This is a genomic window from Oribacterium sp. FC2011, from assembly GCF_000701645.1.
Classification (GTDB): Bacteria; Bacillota; Clostridia; order Lachnospirales; family Lachnospiraceae; genus Oribacterium.
The window spans coordinates 41198-62304 of sequence record NZ_JNJM01000024.1; the positions used below are offsets into that span (position 1 = coordinate 41198).

General features: G+C 42.3%; 19 protein-coding genes and 1 tRNA gene. 18 read left to right on the forward strand and 2 right to left on the reverse strand.

What is annotated here, in order from left to right; genetic code table 11:
* The first annotated feature begins 48 nt into the window (after positions 1–48).
* The 5 genes from T357_RS0115490 (at position 49) to T357_RS0115510 (ending at position 6037) form a co-directional block, all read left to right on the forward strand.
* On the forward strand, positions 49–1077 hold the full coding sequence (locus tag T357_RS0115490; protein ID WP_031554625.1) for a GTP-binding protein: 1029 nt from the start codon (positions 49–51) through the stop codon (positions 1075–1077).
* 97 nt (positions 1078–1174) lie between these two features.
* Positions 1175–3217: a HelD family protein gene (locus T357_RS0115495; protein WP_031554628.1), complete on the forward strand. Its 2043-nt coding sequence runs from the start codon at positions 1175–1177 to the stop codon at positions 3215–3217.
* Positions 3218–3418: 201 nt separating this feature from the next.
* Entirely contained in the window at positions 3419–5575 is a 2157-nt protein-coding gene (locus T357_RS0115500; RefSeq protein WP_031554631.1) for an ATP-dependent helicase, read from the forward strand.
* A 123-nt stretch (positions 5576–5698) separates the two neighbouring features.
* The gene (locus tag T357_RS22235; RefSeq protein ID WP_242826581.1) at positions 5699–5782 is read left to right on the forward strand and encodes a putative holin-like toxin; all 84 of its coding nucleotides are present in this window, start codon (positions 5699–5701) and stop codon (positions 5780–5782) included.
* A 182-nt stretch (positions 5783–5964) separates the two neighbouring features.
* Positions 5965–6037: transfer RNA gene (locus tag T357_RS0115510), tRNA-Thr, on the forward strand.
* 114 nt (positions 6038–6151) lie between these two features.
* On the opposite strand, the gene T357_RS0115515 is transcribed toward T357_RS0115510, so the two are convergent.
* Positions 6152–6775 (reverse strand): DUF4317 family protein, encoded by a 624-nt coding sequence (locus T357_RS0115515; protein WP_031554633.1) that lies wholly within the window; start codon positions 6773–6775, stop codon positions 6152–6154.
* A gap of 153 nt (positions 6776–6928) precedes the next feature.
* On the opposite strand from T357_RS0115515, the gene T357_RS0115520 reads away from it, so the two are divergent.
* Positions 6929–7510 (forward strand): hypothetical protein, encoded by a 582-nt coding sequence (locus tag T357_RS0115520; protein WP_031554635.1) that lies wholly within the window; start codon positions 6929–6931, stop codon positions 7508–7510.
* Here T357_RS0115520 and T357_RS0115525 read toward each other — a convergent pair.
* Positions 7464–7709, reverse strand: a complete 246-nt coding sequence (locus T357_RS0115525; RefSeq protein WP_031554636.1) for a thioredoxin domain-containing protein — start codon at positions 7707–7709, stop codon at positions 7464–7466. The genes T357_RS0115520 and T357_RS0115525 overlap by 47 nt on opposite strands.
* A gap of 192 nt (positions 7710–7901) precedes the next feature.
* Here T357_RS0115525 and T357_RS0115530 point away from each other — a divergent pair, with 192 nt between their 5' ends.
* The 12 genes from T357_RS0115530 (at position 7902) to T357_RS0115585 (ending at position 20927) form a co-directional block, all read left to right on the forward strand.
* Complete coding sequence (locus T357_RS0115530) at positions 7902–8090, forward strand: hypothetical protein (RefSeq protein WP_031554638.1); 189 nt, start codon at positions 7902–7904, stop codon at positions 8088–8090.
* A 134-nt stretch (positions 8091–8224) separates the two neighbouring features.
* Positions 8225–8749: a hypothetical protein gene (locus T357_RS0115535; protein ID WP_031554641.1), complete on the forward strand. Its 525-nt coding sequence runs from the start codon at positions 8225–8227 to the stop codon at positions 8747–8749.
* Positions 8750–8929: 180 nt separating this feature from the next.
* Complete coding sequence (locus tag T357_RS0115540) at positions 8930–10297, forward strand: S1C family serine protease (protein ID WP_081828207.1); 1368 nt, start codon at positions 8930–8932, stop codon at positions 10295–10297.
* 208 nt (positions 10298–10505) lie between these two features.
* Positions 10506–11981 carry a transglutaminase domain-containing protein gene (locus T357_RS20530; protein ID WP_031554644.1) on the forward strand — a complete coding sequence of 492 codons (1476 nt, stop codon included), beginning with the start codon at positions 10506–10508 and terminating at the stop codon, positions 11979–11981.
* A 19-nt stretch (positions 11982–12000) separates the two neighbouring features.
* Positions 12001–12624, forward strand: coding sequence for a rhomboid family intramembrane serine protease (locus T357_RS0115550; protein WP_044917167.1), 624 nt, complete (start codon positions 12001–12003; stop codon positions 12622–12624).
* 366 nt (positions 12625–12990) lie between these two features.
* Positions 12991–14094, forward strand: a complete 1104-nt coding sequence (locus T357_RS0115555; protein WP_031554646.1) for a sigma-70 family RNA polymerase sigma factor — start codon at positions 12991–12993, stop codon at positions 14092–14094.
* 212 nt (positions 14095–14306) lie between these two features.
* Positions 14307–14636 (forward strand): hypothetical protein, encoded by a 330-nt coding sequence (locus T357_RS0115560; RefSeq protein ID WP_031554647.1) that lies wholly within the window; start codon positions 14307–14309, stop codon positions 14634–14636.
* 18 nt (positions 14637–14654) lie between these two features.
* A complete protein-coding gene (locus T357_RS0115565) occupies positions 14655–16136 on the forward strand; it encodes a hypothetical protein (protein ID WP_031554648.1) in 1482 nt (493 codons plus the stop codon).
* Positions 16137–17210: 1074 nt separating this feature from the next.
* The gene (locus T357_RS0115570) at positions 17211–18062 is read left to right on the forward strand and encodes a replication initiation protein (protein WP_031554650.1); all 852 of its coding nucleotides are present in this window, start codon (positions 17211–17213) and stop codon (positions 18060–18062) included.
* 264 nt (positions 18063–18326) lie between these two features.
* Positions 18327–19277, forward strand: a complete 951-nt coding sequence (locus T357_RS0115575; protein WP_029199875.1) for a DNA-directed RNA polymerase subunit alpha — start codon at positions 18327–18329, stop codon at positions 19275–19277.
* A gap of 172 nt (positions 19278–19449) precedes the next feature.
* A complete protein-coding gene (locus T357_RS0115580) occupies positions 19450–19926 on the forward strand; it encodes an NUDIX hydrolase (RefSeq protein WP_031554653.1) in 477 nt (158 codons plus the stop codon).
* 2 nt (positions 19927–19928) lie between these two features.
* Positions 19929–20927 carry a helix-turn-helix transcriptional regulator gene (locus T357_RS0115585; protein WP_031554655.1) on the forward strand — a complete coding sequence of 333 codons (999 nt, stop codon included), beginning with the start codon at positions 19929–19931 and terminating at the stop codon, positions 20925–20927.
* Positions 20928–21107: the final 180 nt, after the last annotated feature.

Genomic DNA, 21107 nt, shown 5'->3' on the forward strand with positions numbered 1-21107 from the left:
AAATGATCACCCTGAGAATTCATATTGATACTTAGCTAAAACATCACCATGCTAAAGATTGACCTGATAACCGGATTCCTTGGTTCCGGAAAAACCAGTTTTATAAAAAAATATGCGAAATACCTGATAGACCGCGGCGAAAGAGTCTGCATTCTTGAGAATGATTACGGCGCCATAAACATTGACATGGTTCTGCTTAAGGACCTGCTTGGTCCCAACTGCGAGCTTGAGATGGTTGTGGGAGGTGACGGGGCAGAAGCCCACAAGAGACGCTTCCGCACGAAACTCATCAGCATCCGGATGCTTGGATTCACCCGTGTCATCGTTGAACCAAGCGGCATCTACGATGTGGATGAGTTCTTCGACACACTTTACGAAAGTCCATTGGACGAATGGTATGAGACAGGTTCCGTTATCACGGTTATGGATCCGGTCACATCAACCGTCATGTCTGAGGAATCACGCTACCTTCTTATGTCAGAAGCTGCAAGAGCCGGAAAGATTTTGATCAGCAAGCTTGACAGCACATCTAACATAATTACGGTAACCCGGGATGCAGTAAATTACCTTAATGCTTCCATGGAGCATTTTAAGTGTAAAAGGCGCTTCACCGATCAAAAGGATATTCTGGCAAAACCCTGGGAGTCGCTTACAGATCAGGATTTTGAAAGCATAAAGAATGCCGGCTTCGTGAATGCTTCTCATGTAAAGCTTTCTTCAGACGATGATCATTATCAGTCACTGTTTTATCTTTACTATAAGTCGACGGAGACGGAGCTTCGGGAAAAGATTTCAAAACTGTTTGAAGACAAGGAAGCCGGAAATATCTTCAGAATTAAGGGATTTATTAACTACACCGGGACATCTGCTACGGATAATCCCTATGAATCCGGTATGGATGCCCGGAACGAAGACAGTACGAGTGAAGACCACCTTTCTCTGGAGATTAATGCCACCGGAGATAACATTGAAATAAAACCTGTATCAGGAGAGGCTCAGGATGTCCTCATCGTCATAGGAGAAAAGCTTAACAAAGAACGAATTTCCGGTTATTTCCCGGGGGCAGTCACGGTATAAACATTCAAACCGGCCATCCGGGTCAGGCATCATTATGCATATGGTTTTTAACCAAAGATATATTACTGTCAACATACATTTTTCAGGAAAGAAATAAATGCAGGACGATATTTTTAAAGAAGAACAGAATCATTTGACAAAGCTTTATAACAAGCTTACGAATATGAAGGCTCAGATGGAGGCAGAACTCATTGATCTCCAGAACCAGGCCCAGGAAGAGAAAAATACTGTAAGTGACGACCTTCAGTATGACTTTGTGGGTATAGAAGAGGCTCAGGAAACTCTCATAGAGTTTGAGACTATGAGCCGGGCTGTAGAAGAGCTTAATATCAGCAGCCGTACTGTAAGCACAGCTCTTTCAAAGGTCAACAGGCTATTACCAAGGCCCTACTTTGCCCGTATCAATGTCCGGTTCCCTGAGGAAACCGAAGATGAGTCCTACTATATCGGCACTACCTCTGTGTCCAATGAAGATCACGAGCCCGTAGTCATTGACTGGAGAAGCCCTATAGCGGAGGTTTACTACAATCAGGAGATGGGAGAGACCTTCTATTCTGTTGATGACAGAAAGATCCCTGTGGATTTAAAGCTCAGAAGGCAGTTTGACATTGAACAGAACCTTCTGAAAGCCTACTTTGACACAAAGATCGCTCTGGAGGACCCGCTGCTTATTCATTCCCTTACAAGAAAAAGAACGGATAAGATGCAGTCCATCACCGAAACCATCCAGAAGGAGCAGAATGCCATCATCCGGCACCCGGATGTCCCGGTTTTACTGGTTCAGGGTATCGCAGGAAGCGGCAAAACTTCTGTGCTTCTTCAAAGAATAGCCTATCTTTTTTACAGAAGACGTAAAAATCTGCGCCCGAATCAGGTGTGTCTCATAACCCTGAACCCGGTTTTCCAGCAGTACATCGATAACGTTCTGCCTGAAATGGGGGAGGCTAACCCCAATACCATGACCTGGTCACTGTTCCTGGATACCATCGGTGTCAAGAGTCTCGGGGAGGCGGATATCACGGAGGCGGATTCCCTCAGACAGATTGATGAAGGACTTAAGGGATTTAAGATAGACGAGCGTTTTATCCATGGCATCAATCTAAAGCACGCAAAGGTTCTTGATAAAAAGCAGATCGCCGGGGTTCTCCGTAAGTACAGAAGCTCCAGCTCCACAGCCTGGATCATACAGACAGCTATAGAAGATCTCCAGGAACTGGCAAAGAAAAATGCTAAAAAAATCGAAAATAAGAATAAAGAGCTGGATCTCGGCAACATCAGTTTTGACGATTTTGATCCGGATGAGAACCAGTTTGGCGGAGTTCAGGAAAAAATCCAGAATCTCAGCTGGCTTGACATCGAGGGCATCGGAAAAAAAATCCTGGGTAAGGATGATCTGACACCTGCGGAGTTTACTTATCTCAAGATGTCACTTATCGGCTACAGCGACCATAACACCCGCTATGTAATCGTGGATGAGGTTCAGGATTATACGGAAGCACAGCTTATGGTCATGACGAAGTATTTCAGGAATGCCCACTTCATGATGCTGGGGGATGAGTTCCAGTCCATACACAGCGGAACAGCTAAGTTCAAAGACATTAGCAGGATGTTTACTTCACAGGGAAAAGAAGTCACCCATATGTCACTGATGACCAGCTACCGTTCTTCACCGGAGATAACCTCTCTGTTTACGGGGCTCCTTCCAAAGGAGATCAGTGTGCAGACAAATTCTGTTCAGAGAGAGGGCATCGAGCCGGAGATCCTTGCCTTCGGGAATCATGAGGAGTACGTTGAAAAACTTAAATCCGTCATAGCCGAAAACACCCGGACAGAGGGTCTCACAGCCATCATTTGTCAGGACCGGTCGGGCATCAACATGATGACCAGGAATCTCGGTGAAGAGCTGCCTCATGTGGTGAAAAATTACGAGAAGCTCCCGAAGAGCGGCATTATCCTTATGGAACTTAAGCTTGCCAAGGGACTGGAGTTCGATACCGTTATCCTTCCGGATGTGAACATAAGGGAATACCCGGACAGGGAACTTTTCAGGCACAGACTCTATACCGCCATGTCCAGAGCGACGGAAAAGCTTATCATAATGTCAGACGGCGAGATTTCACCGCTGATTAAAAGTGAATAAGTGCTGATCCTTGCCAGCTCATGGACACATGGCACCCACGATCATATAAGACAGAACCAAGACCGGGCAGACCTTGGGATTCCATGCCTGCCCGCTCATGCTCATGCGGAGCCCACGATCATAGAAGACAGAACCAAAAACCGGCCAGACCTTGGGATTCCATGCCTGCCCGGGAATTTATATCGGAGATTATTACCAGTTATGGAAGATGTACTTGTAGGATTAAATGAAGCCCAGACTGAAGCCGTCACTACAACCGAAGGCTTCGTGCGGGTTATAGCGGGCGCCGGCTCGGGAAAGACCAGGGCGCTGACTCACAGATTTGCTTATCTCGTAAATGATCTGGGCGTCCTCCCCGGCAATATCCTTTGCGTGACCTTCACCAATAAGGCCGCCAATGAAATGCGCCAGCGTATTCACCAGCTTACCGGAGATAATGACACCGGCTACATCAACACCTTCCACGGTTTCTGTGTCAACATCCTCCAGGAGGACAGTCATGCCATCAGCTATCCCAAAAGCTTCATGGTGCTTGATAACGGTGACATTGACGAGATGCTGAAGATCATTTACGAGGAGCGTGGCCTGACACTTCGGGATAAAACCTACGGAAACGCCCGGGACATGTTTGAGATCCGTAAATGTCTGTCTGAGCCGGAGTACTATCTCGATATGATACAGCTCCCCATTGATAAACTTTATCAAAAGTACATGGATGCCGAATCGGTTGATGATATCCTTTTCTACGGCTATCTCTATCAGCAGCGTAAAACCTTTGCGGTGGATTACAATGACCTCATTATCCTCAGCCTCTATATCTTCCGGGAAAATCCCGACATCGCCCTCAAGTGGCAGAAGAGACTTGAATACATTGAAATAGACGAGTTCCAGGACATTGACCCACTGCAGTATAAGCTTATGGAGGTGCTTTGCGGCTACCACAAGAACCTGTTTATCGTTGGAGATCCCGACCAGACCATTTACACCTGGAGAGGTGCCAATGTTAAGTACCTGCTGGATTTTGATAAACATTATCCGGGAACGAAGACCATCATGATGCTGGAGAACTATCGCTCCACCCCTCAGATACTGAAGGTATGCAACTCACTCATCAGTAAAAACAAGCAGCGTATGTCCAAGGATCTTGTCCCGGTTCTTCAGGACGGTGTACCTGTTGTGTGCCATCTGGCTGAGAATGCGGAGGGGGAAGCCAAATGGATAGTCAAAAACATTGAAACCCTGCATCAGATGGGGGGTGATTACAAGGATATGACCTGCCTCTACAGGGCTCACTATGTGACCAGGACTCTGGAGGAGGTTTTTCTCAAATCTCAGATTCCTTACACCATTTACTCCGGCGTCCAGTTTTTCGGCCGCATGGAGATAAAGGACGCCCTTTGTTATCTCAGGATGATTGTTTTCAAGGACGACCTTTCCTTCAGACGTATCGCCAATGTTCCAAAGCGTAACCTTGGAGTTCGCCGCATGAAATTCCTGGAGGATTATACAAAGGAGCACGGATGCAGTCTGTATGAAGCACTTGTAAAGAATATTGAGGATGAGATATTTAAGGGAACTGAGGCCGCACGGTTTATAGCCATGATCGAGAAATATGCGGCCACTTATGAAGATAAAACCATCTCAGAAGTTCTCGGGTCCATCCTGAATGAATCCGGCTATGAGCGAATGCTCAGAACCGAAGGATCCCAGGAAAGACTTGATAATCTGGCGGAGCTGAAGCAATCCGTATTCGAATTTGAGACCAGCGCAGGAGAGGAAACTGACCTTTCCGGCTATCTAAAAAATGTAGCCATGTTCTCAAATATGGATAAAGCCGATGCCACAGACAGAGTAAAGCTTATGACAGTGCACACTGCCAAGGGTCTTGAGTTCCCTTATGTATTTCTGTGCAGTCTGTCGGAAGGCATTTTCCCATCAAAAAAGACCAATACTCTGGAAGGAATGGAAGAAGAGAGAAGACTTGCGTTTGTAGCCATGTCCCGTGCAGAAAAGGGGCTTTATCTTTCGGAGGCCGCAGGAAAAAACTTTGACGGTTCACCCCGGTATCCTTCAAGATTCATCCTGGATATCGATCCCGGACTTCTCAGCTTCACAGAAGCACCCAGGGCAGGGCTTATATCCGAAACCCAGAGCTACATTAACCTGGTAAACTCCCGTTTAAGAAAGCCTGACGATTCCGAGCTTTTCAGTATCGGCGACAGGATAGCCCACAAAGCCTTCGGTCTCGGCACTATAAAAGATGTGAATATGGATAAGAACGCCTACGTTATCCTATTCGATGATATCCCAACAGAGCGACAGATTTCCTTCCGGGTGAAGCTGCAGAAATGTAAATGACTAGGACTTGGATGCCATATAGTCCGAAATCAGACTATATGCAGATTCCATTGTTTATGTTACAATTCCGTAATGTGCTTGCCAATGCGGTAGGCGGTTAACCCCTCCGGAAAGGAGGGTACTATGGTTACTTATTCTGATTTATTCCAATTTGGGATTTTGATAGTAGCAATCATCGGTCTTGTTTATAAGATTGTAAAAAAATAACCGCCCCAGCCTGACAACTGAACGGTTATTTTTTCTTAACTATTTAGCGAAGGGCTAACCGTCTATCGGCAAGCACCTCCTTGTAAATCAATAATAACATTATGATTATATTACGTCAAACAAAAATTTGTGGTTGACAGACCTGAACCTATCTGATACTATATCCGAGCAATAGGTTTTGCGCCGGTATAGCTCAGTTGGTAGAGCAACTGATTTGTAATCAGTAGGTCTTCGGTTCGAGTCCGAATCCCGGCTTCAACCCTTGGGAGCCCTGAGAGAAATCTCAGGGTTTTTCTTTTTGTAAGAAAACCATCGGGGATGGTTCTCACAGGCGAGAACCGTCCCCGATGGTTTTCTGTTTTCATCAGTTTATTTCCCCAGTATTTTCTTCACAAACCCCATATCCGGGTTTTCCGGATCAATACAGTAAATATCTATGCGGCTCGGATCACTTGATCTGTTCTCAAAAGCCGGGAACAGAAAGCCTAACTCCGGTTTTGCGGCATTGTAGTCCTTATCAATTCTCGCAACAGCGCAGATTATAAACTGAAATACTTCCTCTGATTCACCCTGCTCTTCATTGTCAGAGCCCTTCCTCGGTACGTCATAGAGTCCGTGATAGATGAAGATTCCGTACTCCTGAGGAATATGGATAGCTTCTGCCAGCTGCTCACAGAGGGTCTGCACCAAAAGATCATCCTTCAGACCATACTGTGACAATGCCATAACCAGCTTATGGATGCTATCATAAGCCATATCCCCTTTGGGAAACTCATAGCTTCTTAACTGTTTATTTGTTTTCGAAAATGGAATTGTCTTGGCAAGCTCCAAATTCACATTCTTATCGTGTGTCCCCATGTTCCGGAAGTTGGCATTAAAAGTATTATCGATATAACCTTCCGGGTCCATATAAGCACCGGCCACTCTGTAAAAGCAGTTTCTGCTAAGGGTCATTCTTCTGGTGAGTTCCAGCATGTCTTCTCTGTTTATCATATATTTCTCCATTGAAATTCTTCCACCGGGGACTGTTCTCGCCGGCGAGAACAGTCCCCGGTTGTATTGGGCAAAGTACTCTTTTGCACGTACCGTTAATTTGTTATACTTTTATGTGAGCGTATTTTCAAATTATATTATAAGGATAAAACCATGTTAAAGATCACAACACAGTTCACAAGAGATCAGAAGGCCAATGCCTGCATCTCTGAATTCATAAACAACCGCATCATGTCACTACTCATAAAATATATGGAAACAGCAGCCGGGAAGAGCTATCTCAAGGTAAATTCTGATGATTCAGAGTTTCAAGAGAATATTAAATACTATTTTCCTGATCACTATTCAAAGCTTGATGCAGCGACCGCATTCATCTCTCTGCTTAAGGGAGTAAAATCAAAGGATGAATTTATTCCCAACATCTACGAGGAATATGCATTGCACGCTGTTATACAGAGTTATATCCATTCCTGCGAAGACAGCGGAAAGAGTCCTGCCAAAAACATGCCTTCGGAAGACCGTAAATATGTTATATCTATCCTTAAGGCCGAATACCTTGAGGATGGCGAAAAGGACGAACAGGATCCTGAATTCCGAATGACTATTTTTGAAGATATGTATGATTACGATGATTTTGTGACCTACAACATGGATTATGGGATGCTTGATCATATGACAGCGGAGGAGATCACTGCTGCTCATGAATCCAATCCATTATCTCCTGAAAATCAGTGATATACCTGTAGTCATCCTCAGCCTCCGGAATAAATAATGCGGGAGCTGTCATGACACGGTACTTAACAACCAGATCTATCCCTGATTTTTTGTCTGAGGGACACTCTATAAATGCAATGCCCCTTGAAACAAGCTCTTTTTTTACCAGCTTGCATTTTGGGCAGTTAAATGTTGTCAGCAATTTAGGTTCCGGATTCATGTAAAACCTCTCTGTCATAGTGTGAGTTTAGTTCCGGACAATCCTTAAAAACTCCGGATTGCCATGCTTTCACAGGGTTTTTAAAACTTCCTTCCTGCGTCAGATTATTGTATCATGACCAGATTTCGGCTTCAATTATTGCTTCAAAAGCACTTATAACAAATTCACGGTGATATTCACGGAGGATTCCCTATGGTGACTAATGTTATCGGCTTCTTATTATGTGGCATAATGCTTGTATTTGTAACATCTTTTGTGATTTTCGGATTTGCTCTTTTCAAAAATAAAGCAGAGCTTATAGATATTTCCAGAAGAACTATGATTTACAGCTTCGTAACATTTGCAGTGGCAACGGTAATCCTGCAATTTGCATTCCGATAAAGGCCACCGGTGACGGTTCTCGCCGGCGAGAACCGTCACCGGTGGAATAGAAGCGGATTAGAATAGCCCGGAGAACCTGGGAGAAAGGAATAATCCAATCACCTTTCCAATATGATTGGATTTTACGTGAGATTATGTTTGATGAAAACTACAGGCTTGGACTTGACACAGACTATTTGATAAGAAAAGATCTGGTGCGTTTTTTCGATGTGGACGGTGTGCTGGCGATCTACGGATACGGTTCCGACGGCATAAATGTTTGCAGTGATGAAGAATTTGATGCTTTTGTAGAAGAGCATGACATATATGAAACCGCAGTAGGAGCTGAAATAATGAAACAGTATATAAACCGCTTCACAGATCCTAACCGTAATTTTGTTATAAGCTTATCCAGCTGCGATACTCAGGATGCTCAAAAAGTCAAATTCATCAACAGGGTTTATCCCGGTTTGTTCCCTCCGGAAAACATCCTTTTTACCAGAGGTTCAGACAAAGCCCCAATTGTAAAAGAAACCCTTGAAAAAAGATTCAATGGCCTGGAAACCCCGCATCTCTTCATTGATGATGATATAAGGATCCTGGATAAGCTCCAGTGCGCCGGCATTACTGCCATGCACATCTCGAGCCTTTTGCTCCTGGCCGATATTAAAAACATTTAAAAAACCGCAGGATTTCGACATCAGCCGAAATCCTGCGGTTCTTTGGCATTTACTCCCGGGCAGGACACATTTTCTTGACATTTTGGTCACAGAATCTCCACCAAATCAACAAAAACAAGTCACACTTTTTCCTTACTATACAACCATCAAAATCAATTTACCTTAACAACGGAGGTTATTATGTATAGACACAACTTAGGAAAAAATGTAGCAGCTATCGTTCTTAGTGCTTTAGTTTTTGGTTCTGTATCAGGACTTGCCATGGTGGGGGTAACCAAAGCTTCGCAGACTATAGAGGCTCATACAGAGGCCGCTGCCGATGCTTCCTCATCAGATGCATTTGACCGAAAAAACAGTGCCGGTGAAATGATTGCAGGGCAGGAAAACAACACTGTAAGTAACGCTCTGTTCTCAGGCAATGATGACAATGCCACCGTCCGGACAGCATCCACCACAGGTGCAGTAAAATCTGTCACCGAAATAGCGCAGGATGCCATGCCTCAGGTAGTGTCCATAACAAACACCATAAGATATAAGCAGTACGGTTATTCCATATTCGGAAACGGCGGTGAGACAGAGGCAGCTGCCAGCGGATCAGGTGTCATCGTCGGAAAGACCGATTCCGAGCTTCTCATTGTAACAAACCATCATGTTATAGAGGGTTCAACCGAACTCAGTGTCCAGTTTGTGGATGGCGAGTCAGTAGCAGCAGAGATCAAGGGAGAAGATTCTTCGGCAGATCTGGCTGTTATCGCAGTAAAGCTCTCCGATATGTCGAAAGACACCCTTTCTGCCATAGAAATAGCCGAATTTGGTGACTCCGATGCCCTTCAGGTAGGAGACCAGGTAGTAGCCATCGGTAATGCCCTCGGATACGGCCAGTCCGTTACAACAGGAATCATTTCCGCTAAAAACAGAGACGTGGAAACCAGTGAAGGTACAGAATCCGGACTTCTTCAGACTGATGCCGCAATAAATCCCGGCAACTCCGGCGGCGCCCTTCTCAATATGGAAGGACAACTCATCGGTATCAATGTTGCCAAATATTCAAGCACAGACGTTGAGGGTATGGGCTATTCCATCCCAAGCAACAAGGCTAAAGAGGTTATCAATACACTGGCCCTTAAGGAAACCAGATCCAAGGTATCAGAAGAAAACAGAGGCTATCTTGGCATTCAGGCAAAGACCATAGATTCAGCAACAGCGGAAGCCTATGGCATGATAGAGGGCGTATATGTTTACAAGATCGTCGAAGGTTCTGCCGCAGCAAACTCAGATCTTCAGGAGAAGGACATCATCGTTAAGTTTGATGACCAGAGTGTCACAAGTCTGGATGACATGCAGGAGCTTCTAAACAGATATTCAGCCGGTGAGACCATTAACCTTACAGTAAAGCGACCTCACGGAAGTGACTACGATGAAGTAACTGTCTCCATCACCCTGACAGCTAATCCGGACAAGGCAGCTGACAGGAGCGAAAATACATCAGACAGTAACCAGAACTTCCGTAACTTTGTACAGGAAATCCCACAATATTTTTCTAACTAAGATAATCTTTTTTGATAGAATGCAAGGACAGAATCCTGTCGGATTCATGGGAAACGCTCAAATAGCGTTTCCCTATTTTGATTATAAAGTTTATACTATTTGTCACAGGCAATAAAGAAAGAATCCTCACGGATTCTTTTGAACCGCTCAAAGCCGCGCGGCTCCCGCGATCGAAGATCGTGGGCAGGTACAGAAAGGATTTTGATTAATGCGAGACCCTTATAGACATTATGACTATACAGACCCATATAATGAGACACCACAGCGCCACAGGAAAAAGCGAAGACGTCGCAACACCGGTGGAGGCTGTTTTTCTGTTTTTCTCTGTATTTTATTTTTAACCGCCGTTCTTTTTATAGGGCTTGGCAGATACTATAACCGGTCGCCCCTGACTATTGTTAACTACGTAGTTTCTTATTATTCGGAACAGCTTGGAATCGGTGACCTGATTTCTTCTTTACCCGAACCACTTAAGACCCTTTTGAAAGGAGATGTTTCACTGCCCAAGGCAGATAATCCGACACCAGACAACAAACCTGCAGAATCTTCTTCCGAAGGAGAAGTAATTCCCCCCTCGGAAGAGACCGATGTTTCAAAGGAAACTCAGGATAATACAGGAATCATTAAGGATCTTCAGGAAAGCCTGGATGCGAGATTTGGTGATACCGGTGACATTACAGATGAAAGCCAGGCAGGCTACTACTGTTACAATCTTCTTAGTGACAATGGCAAGACGGTTTACAGGGAGATTCTTGATTCTATAACAAACCGGAAAGAACGGGCTGTATCAACTCTTGATTCCGAAGAACTGAATACTGTCTACAATTATGTTATGTCAGACCATCCGGAAATTTTCTACACAAGCGGAATACATTATTCCGTGGAATCCATAAACGGTGTTGTCACCTCCATAACCGTGAAAGGGCAGTATACCCTGTCGGAAGAGGAGGTTTCCTCCTATAAAGCCTCTCTGACCGAGATGATCGGAAACCTGCTGGCGGAAGTTCCCGGCTTCAAGGACGGAACTTCAACGGATGATTACACAAAGATCAAGTATCTGTATGATCACATTGTCAATACTACCGACTATGAAGAAGGTGCAGATGAGAACCAGAATATCATTTCAGTTCTTCTTTACCATCGTTCCGTATGCAATGGTTACGCAAAAACCCTCCAGTACCTGTCCCAGCTCATGGGTATCCCGTCTATACTTGTTACAGGTTATGCAGAAAATGGTCCTCATGCATGGAATGTGATCCTCATGGACGGAGGCTGGTACCAGATAGATGTGACCTTCGGAGAATCAACGGTCTCAACCGAGGATTCAGCAACCTCCTTCATAAACTATTCCTATTTTGGACTTACGGATGACGAAATGTATGTAAATCACACTCCGGATGCAAATATTCCGGTTCCCACCTGCTCTTCATACAATGACAATTATTACATTTACACCGGTAACTACTTTTCAAGTTCTGATATCGAAGCAATCGGGTCAAAGATAAGTTCCGCCCAGAACAACGGAGAAAACCTTGTCCAGTTCAGAACTGCCAATGCTGACATCATGTCCGAAGTCACAAACAAGCTGTTTACGGAACATAAGATTTACAATTACCTTGAAAACGTAAGTTCCTGCACCTATGTTTTGAATGCTTCGAAAGATACCATCGTAATAATCTTTTAAGTGTAATATAATCATTTCTATGGAAAACACTAATGCTAAAACACCCCGTAGATGGGCGCCCTATGTAACTTACTATCTTATAGCTCTTAATGTGATAGTTTTTATCGCTGAAGAAATCCTTGGGGGAAGTGAAGATATAGAAACTTCCCTCGCTTTTGGCGCCTTCTTCACGCCTTATGTTATTTATGATGGTCAGCTTTACCGATTTATCACCTCTATGTTTCTTCATTTCGGAGTAGAACACCTGGGCAGTAATATGATATCTCTTTTTGCCCTGGGCCCCTATGTAGAACACTATTATGGACACTTTCTCTATCTTGTCCTGTACATTTTTTCCGGAATATCCGGGAATATGCTGACCATGTTATATGAAGGAATATCACAGGATTTTGTAGTTTCAGCCGGAGCCAGCGGAGCGATCTTTGGCCTTCTCTCAGTATTTATACTGTTTGCCATGAACCCACGCCTGAGAAAGCTGTTCCCCATTAAGAGAGTTCTTATTTCCGTTACCCTTTCTCTGATAGCAGGACGCATGGATCCTAACATAAACTTTATGGCCCATGTAGGCGGCTTCGGAGGCGGTCTTATCCTTGCATTTATAATGCAGGAGATACTAAGGTACAGCGCAAAAAAACAACGGTAAAACCTGATTCTTCTATCGTCAAAATCACCTTCATAAATTCTTAATGTACGTCTTAAGAATTTCATAATCAGAGATTTCGTTTTTCTTCAATCACTATTTTCAAGGATTGTGTATATTAGAATCAAGTTAAGAAAAGAAACGAAATAAATGCACGATCCTTTTTTTACAAATTTCAAATTATAATCCTTTTATAAAAGATCCCGGGACGCCTACCGGGATTTTTTGTGCACAAATTTATATATATCATAAATAAGATTTATGTATTATTTTCCTAAATATCCCCCTTATGTCTTGCAATATATTTGTTTTCAAAATAAAATAGCAAGGCTGTTTAGAAGTAATAAATGGGGATAATAGGAAGTTTTTATGATACAAAATGATAGAGCACTTCTGGAGGAAAAGCACACTATATTCATTGATTCAGATGATTATAATGTAACTTCTCCGGAAGACAGTGGTTATAGTGAGTTTGATGACAACTCTGATGCCATCGCAAAAATAAAAGAGTCTTCACTGACAAGTATCAATTCGGAAAGAGACGACTTTTCTGACGAGGATATATCTGACGAAGAGCTTTCTGAGGAAGATAAGGAAGTAAGAGCCCTGGATATGGAGGCTCTGACAAATCTGGAAAATGTTTCCGCTGACGATCCTGTACGTATATATCTTAAAGAGATCGGAAGCTATCCGCTCCTTACTCCGGAACGTGAACGTGAACTTGCAATCCGCTGCAAAAACGGCGATATGGCTGCAAAACAGGAGCTTGTGGAATGTAATCTGAGACTTGTGGTTTCTATCGCAAAACGCTATACCGGCCGTGGTATGAATTTCCTTGATCTCATCCAGGAGGGAAACATTGGCCTCATGCGTGGAGTAGAGAAATTTGAACCGGACAGAGGTTTTAAGCTTTCTACATATGCAACATGGTGGATCCGTCAGTCGATAGCAAGAGCCCTTGCCGATCAGTCAAGAACCATCAGAGTACCTGTTCACATGGTGGAGCTCATAAATAAGATAAAGAAAACCTCTCGTCAGCTGGCATTAGAGCTTGGACATGAGCCAACAACTCATGATCTTAGTGAAGCACTTGACATTCCTGAAGATCGAATTCAGGAGGTTATCAACTACGATGCCGGTCCTGCTTCCCTTGACAGCAAGGTGGGAGAGGATGAGGATTCAGATCTTGGCTCATTTATAGCCGATGACAAGATAACTTCACCGGAACAGAATATTAATAATGTAATGATGAAGCAGCAGCTTGAAAAGATTCTGGTAAACCTCAGTGAGCGTGAACGTGAAGTCATTGAGATGAGATATGGTCTTGTGGATGGCCGCGAGAGAACTCTTGAAGAGATCGGAACCATGTACCATGTTACTCGTGAGCGTATCCGTCAGATCGAGAATAAAGCATTACATAAACTCCAGAATCCGAAATATAAGCGCGAGCTTGACGGATTCCTTGAGAACTGATTAGATACTTATAGAGGGCTTTCTGTTATAATCACAGAAAGCTCTTGTTTTTTTCACGATAAGGCTGTCACGCGTGCGTTGTGCTTGTACAAAAGCACATGTGAATCGAGTAGGGCGTTTTTCCCTACTCGATTTTATAACTTATAACAAATTCACGGCATAAAACTATATTGGCGAAAAAACCGCCGATCACATGATTTCTGAGGTGATAAATGAATAATAAGAAACCACGTCCTTTTAACAAATCCAAAAACGAAAAGTCCCACCAGTCCGGCAAAAACAGCCAGCGTCCGTTTTTCAAAACAAAGCTTAAAGCCAAGTCCGGCGCACAGCAGGGAGATTACATTGTCATTTCTGATGGAAAAAAGAAAGTAACCACCCGAATCAACCTTCCCAGCCATCCTTTCGCAAAGAAGGAAGTAGGTGAGATGGTGACCATCAAAGGTGTCGAGTGGTATCTCATAAAGATAATGCATCAGGGAACAGCAGCTTATAAAAAGGTTTACGACGAAGACACACAGCGTGAGCATTACGGCTATTGATATCGGAGGCAACTTTCAATGTCAAATTCAATATATGAATCAATTTGCGATAACCTGAGACCGGATGACACTCTTCCTGAGGACTTCCGTATATCAAGGGATACTTCCTCAGGGAAACTTGGCATCCGCCTTGTGGAGGGTGCCCTGGACGGCATGTACCTTTACCACGATATGAAGGATGACAGCGATGAAGAAACACTTATCGACGTCATAAATGAAGCTTCGCAGCATGATTTTGAGTCGGCAGAATATGATCTTGATTCCTTCTTCTCCACACCGGAGGTCCGCATGCTTCCGCTGGTTGATAAACTTGAGAAGTGGGTCAATGATAACGCCGGAAACATAGATGCCGAAGCAGTGTTTCAGTTCGCCGCCAATATCATCATCAAAACCAATAACCCGGAAGCACTCAAATTTGCCCTTGTGCTTTTTGAGATGATGGATACCGATGATAATGAAGCTGTAAAGAATGTTGTTAAAACACTTTCAAGATCCGAAGAACTGACCCTTTTTGCCATAATGGTAGCTGAAACCTGGAAGGACGGAAATGAAGCTATCCTGGATTTTGCAAAGCATACAAAGGGCTGGGGCCGCATACACTGTGTTGAACATATTGATGCTGTCTCCGGAAAGATCAAGGACTGGCTGTTCCGCGAAGGTGTAAGGAACAATGTAGGTGCCGCATATTCTGCACGCACTGTAGCAGAGAAGATAAACCTTGGTAAAGTATTTTTGAATCCTGCTTTTAATGATGATGATTATCTTCTGGCACGTCCCATCATTGAAGGACTTCTGGATGAAGGAACTCTCCAGGGTATTTCCTCAATGTCAGACCGCACAGAAATACTTTCAGGCTATATAACACAATCAGAACACAGGGTAAAGACTACTGAAGCTCTCAGTACTTTACTTGATCTCAGGGATTATCTTAACCGGAACATCTTTAATGAAAGCGGAAAGCTTGGCGAAAAACTTGAGAATATCCTTAACTCGAAGGAATTAAAGGACTTCGCATCAAGGCTTTTAACTGAAAATAAAGACTTCCGCCTTGCAAAACGTATGGATATAGACTGCACCAAAGAAGTTCTTGCAGCCATGGAAGAGGATTTTAGTGCCAATGCTTCTCTCGTAGACATTCTTCCCAAAAACAGTGAAACACTTTCCAAAGTGTTTTCCATTTTCAGAAAGAAGCTGCCACTTGATATGATGGCTTCGGGACCAAAGGATAATCTCGGAGCAGGAGAAGAATACAGACCTTATCATCAGCTAAGTTTCCTGGTACAGAATCTTTCTGATTCAGCGGGAGAAGGAGAGGATTTTATAGTTGCTTCTCTTAATTCTCCTGTAAACGGCACGAGACAGATGGCTCTGAGCGTTCTGGAAGAGTGGCTGAAGGACGATTATGTTCCTTCCAATGCTGTAAAATACGCTGTATGGCATCTCAAGGAGGCTGAGCCCTCAGAGGATATCAAGGCACTTTTGGAGAAGATTGACATCTGAACCTGATAGAAGCCGGAGAGCAGTTAGTTAAAAATATCTCTCCGGCTTTCTACTAAATGATATAGACCACTTATAACAGTTTTACGGTTTTAAATCCAGACTTTATAACATATTCACGGTTGAAACCTATATATATTGACGGTATTCTTCATTATTTGAAGGATACCGTTTATTTGTTATAATCCAAAATCCATAAAAATCTTCTGAACCATTAAAATATAATTAAATCATTGTTTTTATACCGTGTATTTGTTATATGTCTGAATTCATTGATTTATTTTTTTCCAATAAAGGTATTAATCACCGTATATCTGTTATAAAGTTCATCAAAAAGAAGACTCCCGGAAAACTTGTAACAAATTTACGGCTTAAGTATTTCTTACGATTGACCGTATTAATGTTATTTGCTCTGCTGAAAGACAGGTTTATAACAGAATTACGGTAAAATTGATTCCTTAGGTTTCTACCGTAATTCTGTTATGTTTTTACCTTAATTACCGTAATGATGTTATCTGTCTATTAGAATCACCGTAATTTTGTTATAAGACGTTTTTGACAAAAATCAGATGGTCGATTAGTGCTTTTTGACAATATAACCATGACCTCCACATGCATAAACTCCTTTTTCCCGGTTATTAATATTTGTCGCCGTATTCAAAAAGACCTCTTTGGGCTTTTACCGTTTATTTGTTATCTTTTGCCGTTATTATGTTAGAAGTCACCGTTAATCTGTTATGCCTTACCGTGTTTTTGTTATTTATGTGGACAAAAAATAACGTTATTCTGCGGTGATCCGCTATTAAATAATATAAATATATATAATATTAAATATATAAAATAAAAAAACAAAACATAAAAAAATACAATCCTGCGCGTGCGGAAAGCGAGTCAGAAAAGCATAATAACATGTCTTTGAGATGCAGATTTTGAGGTTATAAGGCCAGTATAATGCAATAATTTTTACCTTTTCAGGAAATTCAGGTCAGAATAGAGATATAACAAAATTACGGTGATTGATTTTTCAGTTTAAGAGTTTTACTATATTGACATGCGAAAGAAACGGAGTTCTTAAAAATGTCAGCATTTAAAACGCAAAAAGAAAAAGTTGAGGATCAACGAACATATCTTGTTGTAAAAGATAACGCACTCATACAGAAAGCCAAGTATAATCTTACTGCTAATGAGCAGAAGCTTGTAAACTTTGTTATCACCTTAATAAAACCCGGTGAAGAAGAGTTTAAAAAGTATGAGATCCGTGCACTTGATTTTGCGAGGCTTTGCGGTATTGATCCGAAGAATGTTTATCGTGATTTCAGGAATATGATCGATTCCATTGATGAAAAGGCATTCTGGGTAAATATTGATAACAGAGTTATCAAGCTGAGATGGTTCAATGAGCCTGAGTATAATGAACGAAAGGGAACCATAAGCCTCCTTCTTGACAGTCGTATAAAAACATATCTTCTTGGTCTTCAGAACAATTTTACGGAATATGAGCTTTATAACATACTTTCCATGACAAGCAAGTATTCTCCGAGACTATATGAGCTTGCAAAGTCCTATGCTTATAAGGGGCATGTAGATATCCCTATCGATACATTGAGGGAAAACCTCATGGCAGACGTTTACAGTGCTTTTGGCAATTTCAAGCAGAGAGTTCTTTCACCGGCCATAAAGGAGATCAATGAATATACCGATATAACAGTTACCTATGACTGTATAACAGATAAAGGGGAACTTGTTAAGGGAAGACTTCAGGGAAAGAGAATAACTCATATCAGGCTTTATATAGAGAACAAGGATACACTTGATCGTTTTGCTACATATAACAAGACAGTCAGCAAGATAGAAAAGAGAAATCTTCAGTTCAAGGGTCAGTTAAGTCTCAATTTTGATGATTCAGGAAAGCTGGTTGAGATAGCATAAGATTTTTTTGAGGCTGTCCGGAAATCTTTGTATATGAGGTTTTTTCTTATAAAGATAAAATTTTACTACGTTTTTAAGTGGATGCAATAAATAGCATCCACTTTTTTCATAAATTTTCTTAAAACCCTAGACATGCAAAAAAAACACGCTATAATAGAATAGCTTGATTCTAAAAATAATAGAGATAGTATGTTCTTTGACAGAAACTTTTTATGATCATGCAAAGAAATTTGTTTCAATGATTTAATATAAAGAGGTGGGCTAATGGCAGTAGAAATCAAACCGGTTCTTGAAGTTGAGGAAATCACAGATGATAAGAAGTTCGGACGTTTTGTATGTGCTCCGCTTGCTAAGGGCGAAGGTACAGTCATCGGTAATTCATTAAGACGTATCCTTCTTTCCTCTATGCCTGGTGCTGCAGTAAGTGAGGTAAAGTTCGAGGGCGTTTATCATGAATTTTCATCAATTCCCGGAGTAAAGGAAGATGTAAGTGATATCATCCTTAATTTAAAGAAGCTTGCTATTAAAAATACATCATCCAGCGATGATCCGGTTATGGCATATATTGATTATGCCGGTGAAGGAGTTGTTCGCGGCTCTGATATCAAGGTTTCTTCTGAAGTAGAGATCATTAATAAAGATCAGGTTATTGCTACACTTTCCGGAAAAGAAGCAAGACTTTATATTGAGATAAAGATAACTAAGGGTCGTGGATATGACGGTGCAAACACACGTGACCGCAGCGATCTGGCCATCGGTGTTATCGCAGTGGATTCTATTTATTGTCCTGTAGTAAAGGTCAATATCGTTATCGATCCTATCGAAGGTACAAACGAAGAGAAACTTACTCTTGATGTAACTACAAACGGAACTATGGCTCCGGATGATGCCGTTTCACTGTCAGCACGTATTCTTGATTCACATCTTAAGCTTTTTGCTGATATGGATGTTGATACAGATAACGAAGTTAAGGTTGAGGATGCAGGCAGCAGTGATTCCAATGACCTTATGAATATGAACATTGATGAGCTTGAGCTTAGTGTTCGTTCATATAACTGTCTCAAGAGAGCCGGCATTAATACTGTTGGAGATCTTTGCAACAAGAATCTTGAAGATCTTTCAAAGGTTCGTAACATGGGTCGTAAGTCTATCGATGAGATTCTCGGAAAGCTTGATTCTATGGGACTTGCACTTAGCAGCAGAGATGCAGAATAATTGAATATATGAAATTACGAAAGCGGTTTTCCTATATGGAAGGCCGCTTTTTTTGTGATTAAAAAAATATTCAATTCGTTAAAACTGAGACAGGCAGAGATATCTTTGGTAAAATTATTATCATTAGGGAAGATTCTTTCGGAATATTTGAAAATGTAAAAACGGAGGAGAAATGGCTATACTCACAACTCTTTGCTATATAGAAAAGGATGATAAATACCTCATGCTTCACCGGACAAAGAAGCAGAATGACCTAAACCACGCCAAGTGGATCGGAGTAGGCGGAAAATTTGAAAAGGATGAGAGTCCGGAGGAGTGCCTGGTCAGAGAGGTGATGGAGGAAACGGGATATACATTAACCTCCTGGAAATACCGGGGGATAGTAACCTTTATATCCGGCAGGGCAGAGTCGGAATACATGCATCTTTTCACAGCTGACGGTTTTACCGGGGAACAGACAGAATGTGATGAAGGAGAGCTTAAATGGGTGAACAAAAGTGATGTGTCTGAGCTAAATGTGTGGCCGGGGGACCGCATATTCCTGAAGCTTCTTCTGGAGAGGGACAGCTTTTTCTCGTTGAAACTCGTATATGATAAAGAGGACCGACTGATGGAAGCGATACTGGATGGAAAGCCATATAAGGAGTAAATATGTACGAGGGCAGAGGCAATAAGAAAATGCTTAATATGCTGATCCTTGAGATATTGGAAAAATATACGGATGGGGATCACAGACTTACACAGCAGGAGATATTAAAACTGCTTAAAGATAATTACGGTATTGAATGTGACAGGCGTTCTGTCAGGAACAATGCGGAGTACCTGATAGATCTGGGCTATGACATTAGTATTGATGATGGGTATTGTCTTCTTTCAAGGGAATTTGATGATGCGGAACTACAGCTCCTGATTAATTCGGTTATTTTTTCAAAGGGTGTTACCAGGGCGCAGTCCGCGGCACTTATCGAAAAGCTCAAAAATAAGGGTAATAAGTATTTTTCGCCACATTTATCCTATATCGAGAATTATACGGATCTTCAGCATACCGAAAACAAGCAGGTGATGATAAATCTGGATATCATTGATGATGCCATGACCAAAAAGCGGAAGATTTCTTTTATTTACAATGTCTACGGCACGGATTTCAAGATGCATCCCACGAGGAAGGAGCCTTTCATCTTTAATCCCTATCAGGTGGTCATGTCCAACGGTCACTATTATCTCGTGGGAAATTACGATAAGTATGACACTATATCTCATTTTCGTATAGACAGGATGACTGAGATGAAGCTTCTGGAGGAGCCCATAAAGGATACCAGGCTTATAAAGGGTATGGAAAACGGGCTTAATCTTCCCAAGCATATGGCTGAGCATGTTTATATGTTTTCCGGCAATTCTGTGAGCGTGCTTCTGAAGACCGATGCTAAGTTCATGAATGATCTTGTGGACTGGTTCGGAAAAGATTTTCAGATAATGAAAAAGTACACAGAGGATGGCGTGGATATGATGGAGATTCATGTTTACTGTAATGAGCAGGCAATGGAGTATTGGGCGCTGCAGTACGGGAAGAGGGTCACTGTCCTGGAGCCGGAAAGCCTCAGGGAGAAGATCCGCGAGGATATTGAGGGTATGGCGGAGAGATACCGGTAGGTATTGAAATGGTAACAGTTCAGCCGGTGAACCAGGCTTTTGCTTGACTCATAATCTGATTTACGGGGATATAAGTCATGTAGAATCGGACTTAACATTGACTCATATCTTGTGTTTTGGTGATATGGGTCATGTAGAATCAGACTTAGCAATGACTCATATTCGGTGTTTCGCGATATG

Excerpts from the sequence above, each read along its gene's own strand:
- T357_RS0115490 (WP_031554625.1), top strand. The coding sequence starts at position 49 with ATGCTAAAGATTGACCTGATAACCGGATTCCTTGGTTCCGGAAAAACC.
- T357_RS0115495 (WP_031554628.1), top strand. The coding sequence starts at position 1,175 with ATGCAGGACGATATTTTTAAAGAAGAACAGAATCATTTGACAAAGCTT.
- T357_RS0115500 (WP_031554631.1), top strand. The coding sequence starts at position 3,419 with ATGGAAGATGTACTTGTAGGATTAAATGAAGCCCAGACTGAAGCCGTC.
- T357_RS22235 (WP_242826581.1), top strand. The coding sequence starts at position 5,699 with ATGGTTACTTATTCTGATTTATTCCAATTTGGGATTTTGATAGTAGCA.
- T357_RS0115515 (WP_031554633.1), bottom strand. The coding sequence starts at position 6,775 with ATGATAAACAGAGAAGACATGCTGGAACTCACCAGAAGAATGACCCTT.
- T357_RS0115520 (WP_031554635.1), top strand. The coding sequence starts at position 6,929 with ATGTTAAAGATCACAACACAGTTCACAAGAGATCAGAAGGCCAATGCC.
- T357_RS0115525 (WP_031554636.1), bottom strand. The coding sequence starts at position 7,709 with ATGAATCCGGAACCTAAATTGCTGACAACATTTAACTGCCCAAAATGC.
- T357_RS0115530 (WP_031554638.1), top strand. The coding sequence starts at position 7,902 with ATGGTGACTAATGTTATCGGCTTCTTATTATGTGGCATAATGCTTGTA.
- T357_RS0115535 (WP_031554641.1), top strand. The coding sequence starts at position 8,225 with ATGTTTGATGAAAACTACAGGCTTGGACTTGACACAGACTATTTGATA.
- T357_RS0115540 (WP_081828207.1), top strand. The coding sequence starts at position 8,930 with ATGTATAGACACAACTTAGGAAAAAATGTAGCAGCTATCGTTCTTAGT.
- T357_RS20530 (WP_031554644.1), top strand. The coding sequence starts at position 10,506 with ATGCGAGACCCTTATAGACATTATGACTATACAGACCCATATAATGAG.
- T357_RS0115550 (WP_044917167.1), top strand. The coding sequence starts at position 12,001 with ATGGAAAACACTAATGCTAAAACACCCCGTAGATGGGCGCCCTATGTA.
- T357_RS0115555 (WP_031554646.1), top strand. The coding sequence starts at position 12,991 with ATGATACAAAATGATAGAGCACTTCTGGAGGAAAAGCACACTATATTC.
- T357_RS0115560 (WP_031554647.1), top strand. The coding sequence starts at position 14,307 with ATGAATAATAAGAAACCACGTCCTTTTAACAAATCCAAAAACGAAAAG.
- T357_RS0115565 (WP_031554648.1), top strand. The coding sequence starts at position 14,655 with ATGTCAAATTCAATATATGAATCAATTTGCGATAACCTGAGACCGGAT.
- T357_RS0115570 (WP_031554650.1), top strand. The coding sequence starts at position 17,211 with ATGTCAGCATTTAAAACGCAAAAAGAAAAAGTTGAGGATCAACGAACA.
- T357_RS0115575 (WP_029199875.1), top strand. The coding sequence starts at position 18,327 with ATGGCAGTAGAAATCAAACCGGTTCTTGAAGTTGAGGAAATCACAGAT.
- T357_RS0115580 (WP_031554653.1), top strand. The coding sequence starts at position 19,450 with ATGGCTATACTCACAACTCTTTGCTATATAGAAAAGGATGATAAATAC.
- T357_RS0115585 (WP_031554655.1), top strand. The coding sequence starts at position 19,929 with ATGTACGAGGGCAGAGGCAATAAGAAAATGCTTAATATGCTGATCCTT.